This is a genomic window from Leptotrichia trevisanii DSM 22070 (assembly GCF_000482505.1).
Taxonomy (GTDB): Bacteria; Fusobacteriota; Fusobacteriia; order Fusobacteriales; family Leptotrichiaceae; genus Leptotrichia; species Leptotrichia trevisanii.
The window spans coordinates 1-20,289 of record NZ_AXVL01000004.1; the positions used below are offsets into that span (position 1 = coordinate 1).

At 27.0% G+C, this 20,289-nt stretch carries 23 protein-coding genes; 20 read left to right on the forward strand and 3 right to left on the reverse strand.

Annotated elements, in window-relative coordinates:
* Window positions 1-1,008: 1,008 nt before the first annotated feature.
* The 3 genes from mscL to K324_RS15085 form a co-directional block, all read right to left on the reverse strand.
* On the reverse strand, window positions 1,009-1,410 hold the full coding sequence (gene mscL / locus K324_RS0100005; RefSeq protein ID WP_036094820.1) for a large-conductance mechanosensitive channel protein MscL: 402 nt from the start codon (window positions 1,408-1,410) through the stop codon (window positions 1,009-1,011).
* 210 nt (window positions 1,411-1,620) lie between these two features.
* Window positions 1,621-1,965 carry a hypothetical protein gene (locus K324_RS0100010; RefSeq protein ID WP_026747326.1) on the reverse strand — a complete coding sequence of 115 codons (345 nt, stop codon included), beginning with the start codon at window positions 1,963-1,965 and terminating at the stop codon, window positions 1,621-1,623.
* 38 nt (window positions 1,966-2,003) lie between these two features.
* Window positions 2,004-2,681, reverse strand: coding sequence for an XRE family transcriptional regulator (locus K324_RS15085; protein ID WP_051354345.1), 678 nt, complete (start codon window positions 2,679-2,681; stop codon window positions 2,004-2,006).
* A gap of 362 nt (window positions 2,682-3,043) precedes the next feature.
* On the opposite strand from K324_RS15085, the gene K324_RS0100025 reads away from it, so the two are divergent.
* The 20 genes from K324_RS0100025 (at window position 3,044) to K324_RS0100120 (ending at window position 20,260) form a co-directional block, all read left to right on the forward strand.
* Entirely contained in the window at window positions 3,044-3,556 is a 513-nt protein-coding gene (locus K324_RS0100025; protein WP_026747327.1) for a PH domain-containing protein, read from the forward strand.
* Window positions 3,557-3,735: 179 nt separating this feature from the next.
* Window positions 3,736-4,281, forward strand: a complete 546-nt coding sequence (locus K324_RS0100030; RefSeq protein ID WP_026747328.1) for a hypothetical protein — start codon at window positions 3,736-3,738, stop codon at window positions 4,279-4,281.
* A gap of 133 nt (window positions 4,282-4,414) precedes the next feature.
* On the forward strand, window positions 4,415-5,317 hold the full coding sequence (gene galU / locus K324_RS0100035) for a UTP--glucose-1-phosphate uridylyltransferase GalU (RefSeq protein WP_026747329.1): 903 nt from the start codon (window positions 4,415-4,417) through the stop codon (window positions 5,315-5,317).
* A 119-nt stretch (window positions 5,318-5,436) separates the two neighbouring features.
* Window positions 5,437-5,793 carry a dihydroneopterin aldolase gene (folB, locus tag K324_RS0100040; RefSeq protein WP_197735083.1) on the forward strand — a complete coding sequence of 119 codons (357 nt, stop codon included), beginning with the start codon at window positions 5,437-5,439 and terminating at the stop codon, window positions 5,791-5,793.
* Window positions 5,794-5,820: 27 nt separating this feature from the next.
* Window positions 5,821-6,309: a 2-amino-4-hydroxy-6-hydroxymethyldihydropteridine diphosphokinase gene (folK, locus tag K324_RS0100045; protein ID WP_026747331.1), complete on the forward strand. Its 489-nt coding sequence runs from the start codon at window positions 5,821-5,823 to the stop codon at window positions 6,307-6,309.
* A gap of 432 nt (window positions 6,310-6,741) precedes the next feature.
* Window positions 6,742-7,332 carry a GTP cyclohydrolase I FolE gene (gene folE, locus K324_RS0100050; RefSeq protein WP_036094824.1) on the forward strand — a complete coding sequence of 197 codons (591 nt, stop codon included), beginning with the start codon at window positions 6,742-6,744 and terminating at the stop codon, window positions 7,330-7,332.
* A 35-nt stretch (window positions 7,333-7,367) separates the two neighbouring features.
* Window positions 7,368-8,834: a hypothetical protein gene (locus K324_RS0100055; RefSeq protein WP_026747333.1), complete on the forward strand. Its 1,467-nt coding sequence runs from the start codon at window positions 7,368-7,370 to the stop codon at window positions 8,832-8,834.
* Between the two features lie 8 nt (window positions 8,835-8,842).
* Window positions 8,843-9,292 carry a hypothetical protein gene (locus tag K324_RS0100060; RefSeq protein ID WP_169720552.1) on the forward strand — a complete coding sequence of 150 codons (450 nt, stop codon included), beginning with the start codon at window positions 8,843-8,845 and terminating at the stop codon, window positions 9,290-9,292.
* 60 nt (window positions 9,293-9,352) lie between these two features.
* On the forward strand, window positions 9,353-9,901 hold the full coding sequence (locus tag K324_RS0100065) for a T6SS immunity protein Tdi1 domain-containing protein (protein ID WP_026747335.1): 549 nt from the start codon (window positions 9,353-9,355) through the stop codon (window positions 9,899-9,901).
* A gap of 67 nt (window positions 9,902-9,968) precedes the next feature.
* Window positions 9,969-11,348 carry a bifunctional folylpolyglutamate synthase/dihydrofolate synthase gene (locus K324_RS0100070; RefSeq protein WP_026747336.1) on the forward strand — a complete coding sequence of 460 codons (1,380 nt, stop codon included), beginning with the start codon at window positions 9,969-9,971 and terminating at the stop codon, window positions 11,346-11,348.
* A 67-nt stretch (window positions 11,349-11,415) separates the two neighbouring features.
* On the forward strand, window positions 11,416-12,498 hold the full coding sequence (folP, locus tag K324_RS0100075; protein WP_084533497.1) for a dihydropteroate synthase: 1,083 nt from the start codon (window positions 11,416-11,418) through the stop codon (window positions 12,496-12,498).
* 68 nt (window positions 12,499-12,566) lie between these two features.
* Entirely contained in the window at window positions 12,567-12,701 is a 135-nt protein-coding gene (locus tag K324_RS16475; protein WP_282705561.1) for a hypothetical protein, read from the forward strand.
* A gap of 34 nt (window positions 12,702-12,735) precedes the next feature.
* Complete coding sequence (locus K324_RS0100085; RefSeq protein WP_156906948.1) at window positions 12,736-13,485, forward strand: hypothetical protein; 750 nt, start codon at window positions 12,736-12,738, stop codon at window positions 13,483-13,485.
* Window positions 13,486-13,497: 12 nt separating this feature from the next.
* Window positions 13,498-14,034, forward strand: coding sequence for an NUDIX domain-containing protein (locus K324_RS0100090; protein WP_026747339.1), 537 nt, complete (start codon window positions 13,498-13,500; stop codon window positions 14,032-14,034).
* A 107-nt stretch (window positions 14,035-14,141) separates the two neighbouring features.
* The gene (locus tag K324_RS0100095) at window positions 14,142-14,777 is read left to right on the forward strand and encodes a methyltransferase domain-containing protein (RefSeq protein WP_026747340.1); all 636 of its coding nucleotides are present in this window, start codon (window positions 14,142-14,144) and stop codon (window positions 14,775-14,777) included.
* A 113-nt stretch (window positions 14,778-14,890) separates the two neighbouring features.
* Complete coding sequence (locus K324_RS0100100) at window positions 14,891-16,024, forward strand: ATP phosphoribosyltransferase regulatory subunit (RefSeq protein ID WP_026747341.1); 1,134 nt, start codon at window positions 14,891-14,893, stop codon at window positions 16,022-16,024.
* Window position 16,025: 1 nt separating this feature from the next.
* Window positions 16,026-16,643 (forward strand): ATP phosphoribosyltransferase, encoded by a 618-nt coding sequence (hisG, locus tag K324_RS0100105; protein WP_026747342.1) that lies wholly within the window; start codon window positions 16,026-16,028, stop codon window positions 16,641-16,643.
* Window positions 16,644-16,772: 129 nt separating this feature from the next.
* Window positions 16,773-18,053 carry a histidinol dehydrogenase gene (hisD, locus tag K324_RS0100110; RefSeq protein ID WP_026747343.1) on the forward strand — a complete coding sequence of 427 codons (1,281 nt, stop codon included), beginning with the start codon at window positions 16,773-16,775 and terminating at the stop codon, window positions 18,051-18,053.
* 245 nt (window positions 18,054-18,298) lie between these two features.
* Complete coding sequence (locus K324_RS0100115; protein ID WP_026747344.1) at window positions 18,299-19,498, forward strand: ATP-binding protein; 1,200 nt, start codon at window positions 18,299-18,301, stop codon at window positions 19,496-19,498.
* 39 nt (window positions 19,499-19,537) lie between these two features.
* The gene (locus tag K324_RS0100120) at window positions 19,538-20,260 is read left to right on the forward strand and encodes a hypothetical protein (RefSeq protein ID WP_006804151.1); all 723 of its coding nucleotides are present in this window, start codon (window positions 19,538-19,540) and stop codon (window positions 20,258-20,260) included.
* Window positions 20,261-20,289 lie beyond the last annotated feature (29 nt).

Sequence of the window (20,289 nt, forward strand, 5' to 3'; positions counted from 1 at the left end):
GCAGGTATTGGATTTAGAGCTATTTACTAGAACGAAGAATTGGAAAGAAAGAGAATAACTTTAACAACTAAAAATGTAACAGATGTTTGAGTTAAGGACTTAAAAAAGGAAAAAATAAAAGGACAGTGGAACTTAGGTTTTGCTGTCTTTTTTTCGTATTAATACTAAACCATTTAAATAACAGATTTATTACAAACTTTTTTTAATGAAGGATAATAACCCAATATTTTTAAATAATTAATACTAAACCCTATTTAAAAAATAGAAATAAAATTCTATAACAATTAATTTGATAGTTTTATTAAAAAAATCAAATCTAATTTTTAAGTATCCATCTTAAGGACTTTTATAATTTTTTTATAAATATTATGACTAATAATAGTTTTTTCTATTTCTTATTGAATTTTTTGTAATGTAAGAGCATCAGACGCCATGCCTTTTTTCGCAATAAACATATTTAACTGACTACTACTTAGAGATAATAGCGAAATGTTCTACGAATCACCCCGCTTTACGCAAAACTTTCTTATAAAGAAAAAATAAAACTCGCTTCGTAAAACTACGCTCACTTTCGCAAATAAGAGTTATTTTAACATTAATAAATTTTAATATTATAAAAATTATGGCGAAAGAAATATATTCGTATTTAGTTATTTTTCCTTTAACAATAACAAAATTTTGCTTATATAAAAAGAAAAAACATAGAATTATGAAAACATATATTAACAATAAGCAGTTTTTCAAATTCTGAATAAAAATCTCTTATATGGATACTTGACAATAAAATTTAATTAAAGGATATTTTAATAGTTAATAGATTGTATAATAGCATAATCTTGTAAAAAAAGTTTTAATCCTATAAATTTTCTGATTTCTACTATTTAAATGGGAAATAGTATGAATTAGCTATCAAACAACCCTATTAAAAAAATTTATTCCTATTTTTAAATGGGAGTTAGTATTAGTAACAAAAAAAGAGATACGATGACAGCATCTCTTAAATATAATTTATTTATTTTTTAAAATATCTCTAATTTCAGCTAATAATGTTTCCTCTTTTGTCGGTATAACCTCAGTAACTTCTTCAACTGCTTCTGATGCGGGTTTTCTTAATTTATTTACAAATTTTACCATTAAGAAAATAACAAATGCCATGATTAAGAAATTAACTACGTTTTGGATAAATAATCCATATTTTACTGCAGCTTCTGGAGCTGTTTTTGTAGCGGGTGTAATAATAATTTTTAAGTTTGAAAAATCAATTTTCCCTAAAATAATCCCAATAATCGGCATAATTATATCATCAACCAACGAAGTTACTATTTTTCCAAAAGCAGCACCAATTATAACTCCAACTGCCAAATCCATTACATTTCCTTTTGAGATAAACTCCTTGAATTCTTTAAACATTAAAAAGATTCTCCTTTCAAAATTCTATACCGCTTATTATAATGTATTTTATATAAAATTGCAACTTTTTTATAAAAAAATTTTTCATAGTAATGGTATATTTGCTCTTTTTAAAACCGAAATAATATAAAATAAATTTAAAGTTTAAATGGAATAGTTGTAACTTTTGAATTTAATCTTGAAGTTATAGTATAATTAAGAATAAACTATTTAAACTGTATGTTTTTGTTTTTTTGATTTATAGATTTCCAATGTTTTAAAAAATACCTTGTTGAGTGAAATTAATAATTTTTTTCTAGCTTCATTAGTGATAGTACCGTTATTAGTATAAACAAATGAGTCAGAAATCAGACATTTAATATATTGAATTTTTTCCCATTTGCTTAATTTTTCTACTCGTTCATCATTTGAGAGATTGTATTTTTGCACTTCCTTGTTTAGTTTATCCAGACTGTATGTTTTTACTTCCTTAAAATAAGTTGCTCTGTCTTTTTCAAAATTAAAATTTCCATTTTCATCAATAACTGCGGAAATAGCTTCTTTAACTAATGTCATTTTTTATTCCTCCTCTAGTTTAATTTTATTTTGCTTTTTCACCATTGATTTTCTACAAAAGTTCTGATTACTCGTCCTTTGCAATATAGTAATTCGGTATTTAAAATAATAATATCATCATAATCAGGGTTAAATGAATGTAATCTGACAATTCCCTGTTTATCTATTATTAATTGCTTTATGTATGTTTCATCATCATATTCAAATACACAGACTTTACCGTTTAGACTTATTGGATTAGTACACAATTCAGGATCAACAATGGCGATTGAATCATCTGGAATGCTTTTATCAAAGCCGTTCATACTGTCGCCAGAAACTTTTATAGCAAAAAGTCCATTTTTATAGATGTCTTTTGGTATGGAATAGCTTCCAATTTCTTCTGAAAGATTGATGTAGCCAGTTCCTGCACTGGCTTTACCGTACATTGGGATTTCGGTTATTTCGACAGGAATCAAATTTCCATGGGAAATAGCATTATATTTATTGTGAGAATCAAAATTTGTTATACCGGCCAGGTAATTTAAATCAACATTAAAAAATTTTGCGTATGCAGTAACAAATTTGCTGCTTGGCTCTGATAAGTTGTTTTCCCAGCGTGATACCATACTTTTAGTTATACGTAGATTATATTTTTGATTCAGTTTTTCAATTAAAGTGTCCATTGATAATTTATTATTTTTACGTAATTCTTTTAATCGGTTGCCGATATTCATAGAATAATCCTCCAATATTTTTATAATTTATGAATTTATGAGGTTGTAGGTGGGATGGTTATCATTTTTTAGTTTAATTTAAATTAATTTATTTTAGTATATTATACCTCGTTTGTTCCTAAAAAGCAACAAAATTTTTAAAAATATCAATATAAAAATAAAAATTTTAAGGGAAATACAGATTTTAAAGGATTTAAGTGCAATATTTTTATAAAAATTATAAATATAGTATTTAAAAAGTTCCTCAAAAGGTACAAAAAATTCTTTGATTAATTTAAAAAAACATAGTACAATTATAGTAATATATTTTATAAAAATATAGGTTTAAAATTAAGGAAATGATTTAAGAAGGGAATTTAAATATGAGAACTTTGAAGGATATAAAAACAATGTTGGCAAAATGTGGGGCGGCGATTTGGGGAACGAAGAAGGAAGTAAAAGAGCTTCCAAATATTATTGGTGATGACGAAATTATTACCTATGCTACTTCAGGTGTTTATGATGGACATACATGGCTAGTTATTTCAACTAATAAAAGAATTATTTTTCTGGATAAGGGAATGCTTTTTGGTGTAAATCAGATTGAAGTGCCACTTAGCAAGGTAAATTCAATAAAGTATAGAAAAAGATTTTTTCTTGGGGAAATAGAAATATGGGACGGGGCTTCAATGATTAAAGTGACAAACATATTAAAAAGAACGCTTATTCCATTTGTAAATGCTGTAAATGATTCGATAGAGGAGTTTGAAAAATTGCAAAAGCCGTTAAACCAGTCTTCAGTGGCTGATGAGATAATAAAATTTAAAAAGCTGATGGATGAAGGCGTTATTACACAGGAGGAATTTAGTAAAAAAAAGAATGAACTTTTGAAATAAAATCAAAAAATAAGTATACAATAATTTAAAAAATTGTGATATAATTATATAAAATTGAAATAGCATAATGAAACTAATTTGAAATTAAATTGATAAGATTATCATGATTTTAGGACATCTATAGTTTTGTTAGTTTGATTTTGAAAGGTTCGAGTATATATTGGAAGGATGTAGATAAAATGAAAAAATTAATATTCTCACTTTTATTTTTAGTTGGAATGCAAGGATTTAGTGATACATGTAGCTTTGCAACTAATCCAGATACTTTTTTAGACAGAGTTATAAAAAAGATTCAATCTGAAAAGCGGACAGATGATATTTTTTGCGACAGAGATAAAATAAAGATGGCGTATTATACCATTGAAGATGAAGATTATAATGCAAATGTAGGTGTTGTAATAAAAGTTAGTGCTACAACATCAAATGATGACTTTAAAAAGGACTTTTACAAAAAATTTAATGATTATAAAAATTTCTTTACAAAAATTGATACAAAAAATTTAGGAAAAACACCACTTCCAGACAAGGAAATTGTACGTTTCTATATCCAATTTCCAGATGAAAAAAGTATTATTATAATAGGAAAATACGAATATGATTTAAAAACTAAGGAATATCAATTAGTGGCTAACTCAAAGGCAAAAGATTATTTTGAGAAAATAAATTTATTTGCTCCATTAGCATCAACAAAAATAACTTACTCTGATGAAGGACATATATATTAAAATAATTAAATCACAGAGAAAATATTTTAAAACGGAGTTTAAAATTATGATTATGTTACTAATTTAAATCCATATAGTCTTGTCAATCAAATTTTATGATGGTTTGAACATATATTCAGGAGGGAAATTAAATATGAGTATAAAAAAAATAAGAAAAGCTGTTATACCGGCAGCGGGACTTGGAACAAGAGTTTTACCGGCAACAAAGGCACAACCTAAAGAAATGCTTGTAATAGTTGATAAACCTGCATTGCAGTATCTTGTAGAAGAACTGGTTGAAGCAGGAATAGAAGAAATATTAATTATTACTGGAAGAAACAAAGGATCTATTGAAAACCATTTTGATTATTCTTATGAATTGGAAAAAACATTAGAAGAAAAAGGGAAAGAAGACTTATTGAAAGTAGTAAACAATATTTCTGAAATGTCAAATATCTATTATGTCCGTCAGAAAAAGCCGTTAGGATTGGGACACGCAATAAGCTGTGCAGAAGCATTTGTAGGAGATGAGCCGTTTGTTGTACTTCTGGGAGATGACATTATTTATACAGATAAGGAAAAAGGGCAGCAACCTGTCACAAAACAGCTTGTAGAAAAATACAGTGAATTGCAAGGTGGAACAATTTTAGGAGTTCAGGAAGTTTCGCACAAAAATGTTTCAAAATATGGGATAATAAAGCCATTAAAGCAAATTGACGAAAAAACAGTGGCAGTTGAAGATTTCATTGAGAAACCATCAGTTGATGAAGCTCCGAGTAATCTTGCGGCATTAGGGCGATATGTGTTGGAACCTGAAGTTTTTTCATATTTAAAAAGGACAAAACCTGGAAAAGGTGGAGAAATTCAGTTGACAGATGCAATTTTGGCAATGAAGAATGATGGTGAAAAATTGTATGCGTATAATTTTGATGGGCTAAGATATGACACTGGAGATAAATTTGGAATGTTTGTTGCAAATGTTGAATTTGGGTTGAGACACGAGGAATTGAAGGATAGAGTAAAAAATTATTTGAAAGATTTAGTAGAAAAATTATAATTTTTGTATTAAGGGCATAAGATGATAGCTTTATGCTCTTTTCTTTTTACCCGAGCACTATTTATTTTTAAGATTTTATATGTTAAAATATACACAAACTTTAAATAGAAACGAAGGAGATGCAATTGTATAAAATAAAGATTAATAACATGAAATTTCATTCATATATAGGTGTTTATGAGGAAGAAAAAAAAATTGGGCAAAACATTGAAATTGATTTAATAATTTCACTTTCAAAGGAGATTATTAAAAATGATGATATAAATAGCACATTGAGCTATGGAGACTGTTATAGGAAAATAGAGAAAATTGTTAAAGAAAGCAGAGTAGATTTGCTGGAAACATTGGCTTTGGACATTATAAAGGAAATAAAGAAATTAAATGGGGAAATTGAAAATGTACAGGTAAATATACGAAAACTGGCAGTTCCGATTAATGGAATTTTTGATAGTGTTGAAATCCAGATAAAAGATTAGGGATACAGAGAAAGGGGTAAAATAAAAATGGCAAAAAATGAAGTTTATTTAAGTTTAGGCAGTAATATTGGCGATAGAAAAAAATATATACAAAAAGCTATTGAAGCAATTGAGAAAACAGATGGAATTAAAGTATTGAAAAAATCTGGATTATATGAAACAACACCAGTTGGATATTTGGAGCAGGATTTATTTTTAAATGCAGTAATTAAGATTAAAACTGATTTTTCAGCAAGAGAAATCTTGAGAATTATAAATAAAATTGAAGCGGAACTGGATAGAAAACGTGAAATTAGATGGGGGCCAAGAACGATTGATATTGATATTTTAATTTTTTCAGATAAAAAAATTGATGAATCTGACTTGATAGTTCCACATAAGGAAATGTTGAATCGGTTATTTGTATTAATACCATTAGCTGAAATCTATGATGGGGAATTTCTTGGAAGAGAAGAAATTGTGCAAAAAATAAATGAGTTAGTTAAAGTAGGAGATCAAAAAATTGAAAAAATTTGAAAAAACTAATTAGTAACTTATGGTAACCCAAATTAGGAAATAACATAAAAAGAATTGTAATAATTCTTATATTTTTTTGAATTTTAAAATTAAATTATCGGACGTTAATTATTTTATATTATTTATTATTTTATTTACAACTATTAAATCATTACAACAACTCATTTTACAATTACTAATGTAATTGAATGAATTTAGAATATAATTAAATAACTATTATTTATAAAGGAATTAATCTTTTTTATTAAAGATGAATAATGTTAAGTTATGGACAAGTCTAAATATCATTTATTGTAAATAATAATTTACAAAGATAAAATCATGTAATAAATATGAACTAGACTTATTTAATGATATATATAAGAATAAAGTTTGTCAAAATAGAATTGAAGAATACCATTTGTTGTTGAAATAAAAAGAAAGGGTAAAAAAATGAAAAAAAACAAAAGTATAGATAAAGAAACAAGATTAAAAAATATTGAAAATGCAGTACGTGAAATATTGATAAATATTGGTGAAGATGTGTATAGAGAAGGACTTATTGAAACTCCTAAAAGGGTTGCAAAAATGTATGAGGAGATTTTGAGTACAAAAAATGTGAATGATTTTGAGAATTATAAATTATTTGATGTGAATCTGGGTGAGTCGCAAGAAATGGTGCTTGTAAAGGAGATACCATTTTTTTCAATGTGTGAACATCATATGTTGCCATTTTTTGGAAAGGTGCATGTTGCTTATATTCCGAGAGATAATAAAGTTATTGGACTTAGCAAGATACCAAGACTTGTGGAATTTATTTCAAAAAAATTAAGTGTTCAGGAGGAAATCACTGTAAATATTGCAAAGAAATTAATAGAGATATTGAATCCATTAGGAGTAGCTGTTGTAGTTGAAGCAAGGCATATGTGCATTGAAATGAGAGGAATTAATAAAATTGGTTCTGTGACTAGAACTTCGTTTTATAGTGGGGAATTTAAAGAGAATGTGGATAGGAAGAAGGAGTTTTTGGATGGGATAAAATAAAATTTTAAGGATATTTTTTTAGTTTGGAGAAAAATATGATGGAGTTAATAACTAAGGAAAAATTTTATGAACTAATGGAAGAATATTCTGAATATGTTTTTTGGCAAAAATACGAGGATATATCTGAAAATTTATTACAAATATTAAAAGAAGATATTTATAAGAATGAAAATTCATACGACATACTGACACCTTTTAAAGAAGAGGGAAAAGATTGGTTATTGAAATATGTATACAAATATCAGCCTAGAACTGGAAAAATTTTAAAGGAAAACTCTAAACTTTTTGGTGGAGTAGATTTAGATACAAAATTAGAATATACAAAAGAAGGAGAACTTGGTAATACGTTTTTAGGATTAGAATGTAGTAATACAATAATTGAAATTGAAAGAGATTTTTATGGAAATAACTTATGTGATAAAGAGGAAAATAAAACTATATCTAAAGAAATAAATAGGTATCATTCTCTTCCAGAAAAAATAAAGATGGCTTATTTTTATAAGTTTAGTGGATTTGGAACTAGTGGAATCGGATCTGTATTACCTTGTAACAGCTGGGATAGTTTTGATGGATATATGGACTCGTACAAAATTCCTAAAGGGAAACAGAAGAAATGGTATAAATGGATGGAACAATTTATACCGAAATTTGATTTGAAATCATTGGGCGGAACGTGTATGGATTTTATGAGTTTTTTGGATACAAGATATGAAGAAAATGAAAATGAAATTGAAACAACGCTATTTGTGAAGACACATTTAAAAGATGGAATTGTATATGCAATACAAAATGGCGATATAGAAAATATGAAAATACTTAGCAACCCGGCTGAAGCGATAGATAGATATTGTGAATATGTTTTGACAATGCACAAGACGGATTTTGATTTTACTCCATATTTTGAAGCACTAAAAAAACTGGATGGAAAAGGAGCAACTAATATTTCTATGGAAGAGGAAGATTTATATATGGTAGAAATAAGGGTGGCATATATAAAAGGTAAATATATAGGTAACAGAGAAAAGGAATTAAAATGGTATGAACAGATGAAATGGTATTTAGATTTTCATTCATTTGAAAATAATTATGTAAAATTAAGAACAGATAATGGTTGGCTAAATAAAGATAATTCATTAAAATATTTAGATACATCAACAGATAAAAGAATAAAAGAAATGATAGAAAAAAATGAAGTTGAAGAAATACAAATTTTTTCGATTTTAGATAGAGGAAAACTAAATGGTGAAAGTGACGCTGTTGTTTTTATAACATTTAATAAAAAAGAAGGATTAACTACTTTTCACATATGGGATGATTATATCGAAGAAACGGATATGAATGAAAAAATAAATGAAATGAAATTGTTAATAGAACCAGAAATAGAAGAAATATTCGACTGGAAATGCAAAAATAAATTTCCTTATGATTATGTAAAATTTGGAAAAAAAGGATTAATCCCTGAAGCGAAAATAGATAGAATTTATAAGAAAACAACGAAGTGAGCAAAAAAATGTTTGAAGAAAATAATTATTATATAAAATTTGTAAATAACGAAAAAACAACTTTTGAAGAAGCTGAAGCTATTTTAGAATCTAAATATAAAAGTTCATTAGAAAATAAAAATCAGGCTTTAGGATTAAGATTAGATTTAGTTGAAATAGAAAAACAGATCCCGTATATATCTAAAAGTTTGAGTATATCAATGTTAGATGGGAAATTTTTACTGGAAGTTATTGATGAAGATGATGAAGAATATGAAAATTATTTCTATATAAATCCAAACGCACCGATAGCATTGACATATTATCCAAATTATCCAGATTTAATAGACAATAATCTGCATAAAGTTCCTTTAAGTATGTTTACGGAAGATAAAGAATTTGTTTGTGAAGTTATAAAAGATTTTTTTGATAAAGGAAATACTGAAAAAATAAAAGAAAATTATATTAAGAATAAATGAATAATGGATAAATATTAAGTAACAAAATTAATTTTTTAGAGTATTTACAGGAGAAGTATAGTGTTAAAAGATTTTAAAAAAGAAAAAGAAATGCCGAAAGAAATTATTGAAAAATATAAAGGGCAAGTGCCAGATAAGGTTATAGAAATCTGGAAAAATTATGGATTGGGAAGTTTTTTGAATGGGTATTTAAGGGTGATAAATCCAGATGATTATAAAGAATTAGTAGAAGAAACTTACTTTAGAGGGAAAGAGTCAATACCTTTGTTTACAACAGCTTTTGCAGATGTAATAACATGGCAAGAAAATGAGTCTATTGGAATAGTGTTGTATAAGTTGGAAGACTTTGAAATAATGGCTTCTGGTATGGATTTCTTTTTTTCAGATATCTATACTGAAAAAAATTTTACAGACAAATACTTTGATTTAAAGTTATATGAAAAGGCTGTAAAAAAATATGGAGAATTAGAGTATAATCAAAGTTTTTATTTTGTTCCATTATTAGGATTAGGTGGGAAGAAAAGTGTTGATAATTTAGATAAAGGGGATACTTTGACACATATTTACTTGATTACAGAACTTGTGGGGAAAGTGGGAATAGATGATTAGAATTAAACTGGAATATCAAAATAAACTTAACGAATGATAATTTTTACAAAAATAGGAGAAAAAAGTGATGAAAGAATCATTATATGGGGAAAAGAAAAGAGTAAAATTGCTTGCAGAAATCTTGGATAAAATGAATAATCCTGCAAGTGATGTCCAGGTTATTCATGTTAGCGGGACGAATGGGAAAGGTTCGACTTGTTATATGATTAATAGCATTTTGTGTGAAATGGGATATAAAGTTGGATTATTTACGAGTCCTCAAATAAGGACAATTTATGAATTGATTAAGGTTAATGGGGTTGAAATTACTGAGTTGGAATTTGAAGAGTATAAAAATAAGTTAAGACAGGTTTTGAATGAGCTGGATTTGGATTTGGAAAATGATTTATCGTATTTTGAGATGGTGTTTTTGATTGCGATGATACATTTTAAAAATAAGGATGTGAATGTTCTGATTTTGGAATGTGGACTTGGAGGAGAACTGGATGCAACGAATGCAGTTTCAAAAATTGATTATACTATTTTTACAAAGATTGGGATTGATCATAAAAATATTTTGGGAAATACGATTGAGGAAATTTGTCGAACAAAATCAAAAATTATAAGAAAACAGAGCAATGTTATAATTGCTCCAAATCAGAGAGATGCAGTTTATGAAATTTTGGAAAAAGAAGCAAAATATAAAAATTGTGATATTTTTTTAGCTGAAAAAAATATAAAGATTGAAAAAGTGGAAAATATAGAAGAAAATAGCCAAAATATTTACGAAAAAAAAGATTTAAAATCTGAAAACAGTTTAGAATTTCAAAATAAAATTAAAGCTGAAATAATTGGAAATTATGATTTTGGGAAAAATTTTAAAAATAATGAGTATTTTTTTAGATTTGAGCTAAAAGGCGAACAACAGTTGGAGAATCTAGCGACAGTTTTAACGTGGTATTTTAGATTTTTTGATGAAAATATTCTAGAAAATGTAGAAAAAATATTGGATAGAGCTTTGGGAATATTGCAAATTGCAGGACGGATGGAAAAAGTTGAGAAAATTAAAAATGTGTATTTGGATGTGGCACATAATGAGGATAGTGTTGAGGCTTTTGTAGATTATGTTAAAAAGAATTTTGATAATAGAAAAAAATTTTTTGTAGTTGGATTTTTAAAGGATAAGGAAGTGGAGAAATGTGTGAATCTTTTAAAAATAGCTGGAGATAATTTTATACTTACAGAGCCGAATAATGAAGAAAGAAAATTGGATTCAGAGATTTTAAAAAAATATTTTGAAGATAAAAAAATTGAAAATCCTAAAAATATTATAATTTCTGAAAAGAATATTGAGAAGGCTTTTTTGAAAGCGCTGGAATTGAGAGAGAATGAAGATGAGTGTATTTTTGTAGTGGGATCATTTTACTTGTTAGGGGAAGTAAAGAAGGCTATTGAAAAATATTTTTAATTTAATTAGAATAAAGATTTAAACAAAAAAATAGACATAATTATTTAAGAAGGGAAAGAAATAAAAAATGATTAAAATTAATGAAATTAAGAATAGGGATTCAAAAAATATTGTTATTGAATTTAATGGAAATAAAGAAGAACTGCGTAAATTTGAGAATTTTTTGGAAGAAAAAAATATTTTTTCATTTAATAAAAATGAAGGGATTACAACTATTTTTAAATATTCAGAATTAAAACAGTTAGTTGAACTTTTGAAAAAAGAAAACAGTTTTGAATTTGAAAATGGAATTGAAAAATTGGAAGAGATTTTACAAGGAAATAGATTGATTTGGAAAGGGAATAGGTTTGAGTTTGATTTGACGACTGAGTCGGTTATTTATTCGATTTTGAATATTACGCCAGATTCATTTTATGATGGTGGGAGAAATTCGAGTCTAGATAAGGTTTTGAAGCGAATTGAAGAAGATGTTAGAAATGGGGCTAAGATATTTGAATTTGGAGGGAAATCGTCGAAGCCTAATTTTGATGATATTTCGGCAGAAGAAGAGTGGAATCGGATTGAAAAATATATTGAGGCTGTGAAAAAGGAGTTTCCAGATATTGTGCTGGCTTTGGACAGTGATACTGAGGAAGTTATTGAAAAAGGGCTGGATGCGGGTATTGATATTATTAATGATTTTAATGGATTTACTTCGGAAGGGAAATTGAAATTGGTTGAAAAATATAAACCTGCATTGGTTGTTATGAATAATGGACGGTTTGATAAAATTCCAAACTTGAAAAATTATTTGGAAAATTATTTTGCTAAGCGGATAAAATCAATTTTAGAAACTGGAATTGAAAGAGAAAAAATTTCGATAGATCCAGGAGTTGGGTATTCTTCAAATAACAGTATGAATACACCTGAAGATATGGAAAGAATTAAATCGGTAAAATATTTGCGAGATATGAAATTACCAATTATGATTGCAATTTCAAGAAAAAGTTTTAATGAAAAAATATTTGGGCTGTCGCTGGAAGAAAGACTTATGGGAACATTAATATTTGAGAGTTTGATGGTGCAAGATGGTGGAAGGATTTTAAGAGTTCATGATGTAAAGGAAACTAGGGATATTTTGAATATGCTGGAAGTTTATAATAAAATTTAATTTTAAAAATAAATAAATTTTAATAGTTTTTAGAAATATTATGAACTAGAATTTAAAAAGGGAAATTTATGGAGTATGAAATTGTTGAATTAAAACAAAATAGAGTTTTCAAAGGTAAAGTAATTTACAATATAAATTTTTTAGATGAACAAATTGAAGCAAATAAAAGAAACATTAGAAAAGAAATGATGAAAAAAAAATGAAATAATTGATAGAATCGGAGAATATCAGACAGTTGTGTATAATAGAATGGTATATCAAGAATACGGCAAAATTATTCATTACGATTATTTTGTAGGATATGAAACAGAAAATAAAAATGAAAATATTGAAAAATTTGATTATAAAAAAGAACAATTTGAACGGGAATTTTTAAATCTAAATGGTAAATTTGCAAAATTTTGTTTATTTGGGAATCCTGAAAAAATAGTTCCCAAGTTTTGGAAAGAATTGGATAAATTGGAATTAAATAGAAAATATGATGTTGAATTTGAAGAATATATTCCCACTGATAATCCTAATTTTATGAAAATTAATATTTATGTTGCCCTTAGAAAATTAATAAAAGAAAATATAAAAATGGAAATTAATATGGAATGGAAGAATTATGAAAATAAGCTAGAACCGTTTATTACTATAATATCAAACGATAAAAATTATAAGAATTATTTAGATTGTTTTCTTGTTGATTATGGGGGATTTGAGTGGAATAGTTTAAATATATTAGATCAAATTAATGATTTAGTAGAGATAATAAAGGAGTTTGTAGAAGGTAAAAGAACAAAAGTTGATTTTATAAGAGAAACATTTTATATATTTAGTATTGATAAAAAAATTATAGAAATAGGTTTTAATTTTGATAATCAATTTTATGATACAGTCGCATTAGAAGACTTTTATAAAATAATAGTTGAATGGAAAAAATTTTTATACAGTATTCCTAATCAGAAAAATAAAATCTATTTTGAAATTAAGGAAAATAACTAAAAGGAGAACATTTTGAAAATAGAAAATATAAATTTCTTAAAAAAACATTTAGAAAATTTAGCAGAATATGAGCCTGAATTGAAAATAAAAATAGAAAAAATTTCGAAAATATTATCACAAATGAAAATAGAGGATTTAACGAACAGAAAGTCCAAAGTTCATTTGTCAGCGAGTGCTGTAGTTTTTAAGAATGATAAATGTTATTTTATAAAACATCCGTATTTAAAAACTATTTTACTGCCAGCAGGACACGTAGAAAAAGATGAAATACCTTTAGATACTGCTATCCGTGAATTTTCTGAAGAAACTGGTTTTTTTGCAAAAGTTGATGAAAATATGCAAAATATAGGATTGATAGATGTGAATATGATTGAGATTCCTGAGAATCCTGTAAAAAGTGAAGGGGAGCATATTCATATTGATTTTCGATATAAACTTGTTTTGGATGAAGAGAGAGAAGTTCAAAAGGCTGAGTTGGAATATTTTTTATTGACTGAGAATGAGGCTAATGAGGAATTTAAGGGGTATTATAAGTATTTAAATTGCTAAATTTTTTAGTTTTTATATATTTAATTTTGTAGAAACTTTAAGCATATAATTTCAAAATTGAAATAGAATTACTGCATATTTTGAAATGTTAAATTAGGAGAGATATTATGAAAGAATTTATGATTGATAGTTATTTGGAGGATATAAGAAAGAAAATACCTGCTTATGATTTAATGATTGAAATATTATTTAATTCTGTTTTAAAAGTTGAAACTAAAATTTTGCAAATCAAAAATATTTTATCAATAGGTGGACAAAGTTTAGAAATCAAAAATTTATCAGATATTTATAAAGATTCAAAAATAACAGTAGTAGAACCAAGTGAGATTATGATAAATATTGTAAAAAATGAATGTAATAATTTGAAAAATTTAGAGTATGTTTGTGATAAGTTTGAAAATTATACAAATAATAAAAATTTTCAGCTATGTTTATGTCTTTTAGTTTTGCAATTTGTTGACAATCCAAAAAAATTTTTGGAAAGAATTTATAGGAGTCTTGATAAAGATGGAATATTCATAATAAGTATTTTTTCAAATAGACAACTGGATTATTGGAAGGAATTTGCATTGACAAGAGGAGCAAGGAAAGAGCAAGTTGAGAAAACGTTTCGTAATCAATCTGGGGTAATGAATGTTTTATCTGCTGATTATGTTGAAAATTTATTAAAAGAAACTGGATTTTCTAAAATTGAGAAGGTTTGTGAGGTTCTTTCAGTGAGTATGTGGGCTGTGAGAAAATAAAGATTTATAGAAAATATTTAAATGAAAGGGAGTGTAAAAACTTCCTTTTTTTGCAATTATTCTGATTATATGGTAAGATAAAAGCAAAACAGGTGTGGAAAGTGAAGTAAATTATGAAAAATTATATAAAAAATATGAGTAAAAAAGATTTAGTGTTACTAAATATACGGAAAATGTATGATTCTTATGGATATAAAAAGATTTCTCTTCCGAGTTTCGAGGAATATGATTTGTATAATGAAAATAAGGATTTTATTGATAGAAATGTATTGACTGTTATGAGTCCGAATGGAAAATTGTTAGCGTTGAGACCCGATATTACGTTGTCGGTTGCTAAAAAGGTGTCTAAAGATCAGTCTTTGAAATACAGTAAAATTTATTATCAGGAAAATACTTACAATCTAACAAAATATATTGGTTACGAAGAGGATAAACAGCTGGGAATTGAATTAATTGGGAAAGAATCGACATTTTTGGATTTTGAGATTATTAATCTTGCAGTAAAAAGTTTAGATATTATAAATAAAAAAAGTATGATTGTTTTGTCGCATGCGGGATTTATTTCTTCGATTTTTGAAAATTTCGATTTGGAATATGAAACAAAAGAGCAAATATTGGATTGCATTAATAGAAAAAACAGCCACGATATACAAAAAATACTAAAAAGAAATGAACATATTTCAGAAAATGTGAAAAAATTAATTTATAAAATTCCTGAATTGTCGGGGAATTTGGAAAATATTGAAAAGGAACTTTTAAAATATGAAATAAATGTCAATACGAAAAAAATATTATCTGAACTTAAACAGCTAAACAGTTTATTGATGAAATTTTACAAGAAATCAAAAATTATATTTGACTTTTCTGTTGTAAAAAATTTGAATTATTACAATGGAATTATTTTACAAGGGTATATTGAAGGCTTTTCAAACGTAATTTTAACTGGTGGCAGATACGACAAATTGTTTGAAAAATTTGGGGTTGATACTGGAGCGGTTGGATTTGCGATTTTGACTGATGGATTGAAGGGGTATTATAAGGATACTGATAAAAAGGATTTTGAGGTTTTGATTGCTTATGATAACAGCGATTTTGAAAAATTGGTGGAAATTGTGAATGATTTTCAGAAAAAGGGGCTTAGAGTAAGGACGGAAAATATTGAGAATTTAGGTGAAAGTGATTTTGAAATTTTTAATTTTGATGAGAAATATATTTTTCAAAATGGGGAATTGAAAAAGGAGGAATAGTATGATAAATATAGCTCTTCCTAAAGGGAGATTAGGAAATAAAGTGTATAATTTATTTGAGAAAATAGGTTATGAAAGTTCGGAAATGAAGGAAGACAATAGGAAACTGATTTTTGAGAATGAGGAAAAAAATATTAGATTTCTTTTGGTGAAGCCGTCGGATGTAGGGGTTTATGTCGAAAAAGGAAGTGCGGATATTGGGGTTGTAGGAAGGGATATACTGCTTGAAGAAAATCCTGATGTGTATGAATTGATGGACTTGGGATTTGGGAAATGCAGGTTTTCGATTGCAGGCCCGATGGATTTTAAGGAAAATTTTGACAGGCCTCTTGTGGTTGCAACAAAGTATCTTAATGTGGCTAAAAAATACTTTGACTCAATTAATAGGGATGTAGAGCTTATAAAATTAAATGGTTCTATTGAAATAGCACCGATTTTGGGACTTTCCGATGTGATAATGGATATAGTTGAAACTGGGACAACTTTGAAGGAAAATAATTTGAAGGTTCTTACAAATATTGAAGATATAAGTGCTAGATTTGTTGCCAATAAGTCGAGTTATAGATTTAAAAATAAAAAAATTGAGGAAATTGTTAATAAAATAAAAGAAATTTTGTAAATAGTTTGAAAATTAAACAAAATATAGTAGCTACACAAAACATTCATAATTTTTAAGGCTTATTTTAAATAAAATTACTATGAAAATATTTAAATAAATATAATAAAAAAAGAAGTGGAGTGATGCGTTATGATTAAGACAATAAAGTATTCAAAAGATGTTGATTTGGAAAAGGAGCTTGCTAGAAGCCAGTTTTCGTACGATGATGTAAATGAAACTGTGGAAAGTATTTTGAAAGATGTTAAAGCTAGAGGAGATAAGGCTTTGATAGAATATACTGAAAAATTTGATGGTGTAAAACTGGAAAATTTGGAAGTTACACAGGAGGAAATTCAAAAAGCTTTTGACACAATTGACAAGGAATTAATGGAAGTTATTCAATATTCGCACGACAACATCAAGAAATTTCACGAAAAACAAGTTAGGAATGATTTTTTAATAAGACAGGAAAATGGCGTAATTTTGGGACAAGTAGTTAATCCGATTGAAAAAGTTGGGCTTTACGTGCCAGGAGGAACAGCGGCTTATCCTTCGACTGTGCTTATGAATGCAGTTCCAGCTAAAATTGCTGGATGTGATGAAATTATAATGGTAACACCTCCAACTGCAGATGGAACAATTTTATCCTCTATTCTTGTTGCGGCAAAAATTTCTGGAGTTGACAGAATCTTTAAAGTGGGTGGAGCTCAGTCAATAGCTGCCCTTAGTTATGGTACGGAAACTATTCCAAAAGTATATAAAATTGGCGGACCAGGAAATATTTACGTTGCAATGGCTAAAAAAATGGTTTATGGGGAAGTTTCGATTGACATGATAGCAGGACCAAGTGAAGTGCTTATAATTGCTGATGAAAGTGCAGATCCAGTTCATACAGCGGCAGATTTATTGTCACAAGCGGAACACGATAAACTGGCAGCCTGCATATTAGTTACGACTTCTGAAAAATTAGCAAATGAAGTTACTAAGGAATTGGAAAAGCAGTTAAAGGAATTGCCAAGAGAAGAAATTGCAAGGGCGTCGATTGAAACTCAAGGAAGAATAGTTATTGTAGACAATATGGATGATGCTGTCTTTGTAAGCAATTATGTTGCACCAGAACATTTGGAATTGGCAGTAGACAATCCATTTGAATTATTGCCAAGAATAAAAAATGCAGGATCAATATTTATGGGACACAACACGCCTGAACCAATTGGAGATTATCTAGCAGGCCCAAATCACACATTGCCAACAAGTGGTACTGCCAAATTCTCTTCTCCACTCTCAGTAGACGATTTCATTAAAAAATCTTCGTTTATTTACTATTCAAAACAAGGACTTGAAGAAGTTAAGGATAAAGTAATTAAATTTGCTGAAAATGAAGGGCTTACAGCACATGCTCGTTCAGTTTCAAAAAGATTTGATAAATAAAAAATAGAATTTGTCTGAAAACAGATTTTTAATAATTTTTTGATAAGATTGAAAATTATAAATTTCTAGTTTTCAGGCTTTTTCAAAATACTAAAATTTTTCATTTTTAAAATAAAAAGTATTTAATTTTTGAAAGTTTTTGTTTTAGAAAATAAAAAGTTTTCAAAATTTTGGAGTTTTTTGATTTGAGAATAAAAAATTGATTATTTTTCTTTTTTTTGGTATACTTTGTATGAGGTGATTTTATGGTTAAAAGAACTGAATACTTGGAAAAATTGAAAAAAATAAAAGATATGCAGATAATAAAGGTTATCACAGGCGTTAGGCGGTGCGGAAAATCTACATTACTATCTCAATTTAGAAATTTTTTAATAGAATCTGGTGTCTTGGAAGAACAGATAATTTCCATAAATTTTGAGGATTTAAAGTTTGAAGATTTAAAAGATTATAAATTATTGTATCAATATATAAACGAAAGACTTGTACCTAATAAAAAAAATTATATATTTATTGATGAAATTCAGGAAGTTGAGAATTTTCAAAGGGCAGTGGACTCTTTGTTTATAAAGGATAACACAGATATTTATATAACAGGCTCCAATGCGATGATGTTATCTGGCGAATTGGCAACACTGCTTTCAGGCAGATATATTGAAATATCCATATTGCCCTTATCTTTTTCTGAATATCTTAAATTGGATGAAATACAGGATATTAGACAGTCTTGGAATAAATATTTTGAAAATGGCGGATTTCCTTATGCGACACAAATAAATGATGATGACATAAGAAAAGACTATTTAATGGGAATATACAACACAGTTTTGCTAAAAGATATAGTTGCAAGAAATAAAGTACAGGACATTACTTTGCTTGAATCTGTAGTAAAATTTCTATTTGAAAACATTGGAAATATTGTTTCACCAAAAAAAATAGCTGATACACTTGTTTCTTATGGCAGAAAAACGACATCTTCTACCGTTGAAAATTATATAGAAGCCTTGAAATCGTCGTTTATATTGTACAAAGCTGGACGTTATGACATAAAAGGAAAACAGCATTTAAAATCGCTGGAGAAATATTACATAGTTGACATAGGATTGAGAAAACTGCTTATAAATAAAAAGCATAGTGATATTGGTCATATTTTGGAAAATATAGTTTATTTGGAATTGATTAGGCGTGGATATACTGTGTATATTGGTAAAATTGGAGATCTGGAAATAGATTTTATAGCAGAACGAAATAATGAAAGAGAATATTATCAAGTGTCAGCAACGATACTTGATGAAAATACATTCAAGAGAGAGATAACGCCATTAAAGAAAGTAAAGGATAATTTTCAGAAGTTTATAATTTCGATGGATGAAATAAATTTGAGCGAAGATGGAATAAATCATCTAAATATTTTAGATTTTCTGCAAAATACAGTACAAAACAAATAAATTAAAATAAAAAAATAATAACAAAATATTGGAGGATAAATGAAAAAAATACTACTAGGATTATTTATTTTAGGAACATTGGGAATGGCACAAAGTAATTATGAAGTTTATGTGAAAAGTGGAGTTAAAATTTCACAAAGTGAAGTTGATAGAAATAGTAAAGAAATTGAGAATCTTATAAATAAAGAAATTATTGAAAGATATAATACAGAAGGTAAAAAAGCTATATTTGAAAAAACAGCAGAACTTTATAATGAAACCGTAAATAACGAAATTAATGATTCTATAAATGAGATTCCCAAAAAACAAAGAAAAATTTTTAGAGAATTTTCAGAAAAAATAACTTCAATTATAGGTAGGAATTTGATAAATGAACTTAATAACACTGAAATTAGTGTAAACGAAATTTTGTTTTCAGAAAAAAGTAACGCAAAGGTTAAAATATTAATTAAGTCTAAAAATCTGGATGATTTTGATACTAATGAGATTCTTGATGAAATTCAACAAAAAACTGGTATTTCAGATAAAGAATTTGAACATATAGAAAAGATTAACAAAGCAAAACTTGATAAATTTTATGAATATCTTGAAAGTAGAGTTAAAGAAGAAATGAAAAATACTGATTATAATGAAGAAACCTTGGAAATTGAAACAAAAAAAGTTAATGGGAAATGGAAATTAGAATTTGATTTTAATACTTTTATAGATGAAACCATAAAATATATAGAAAATAGTTCTAATAACACAGATTTTAATGAATAACAACAAATAAAAAAATAAAAGAGGTAATT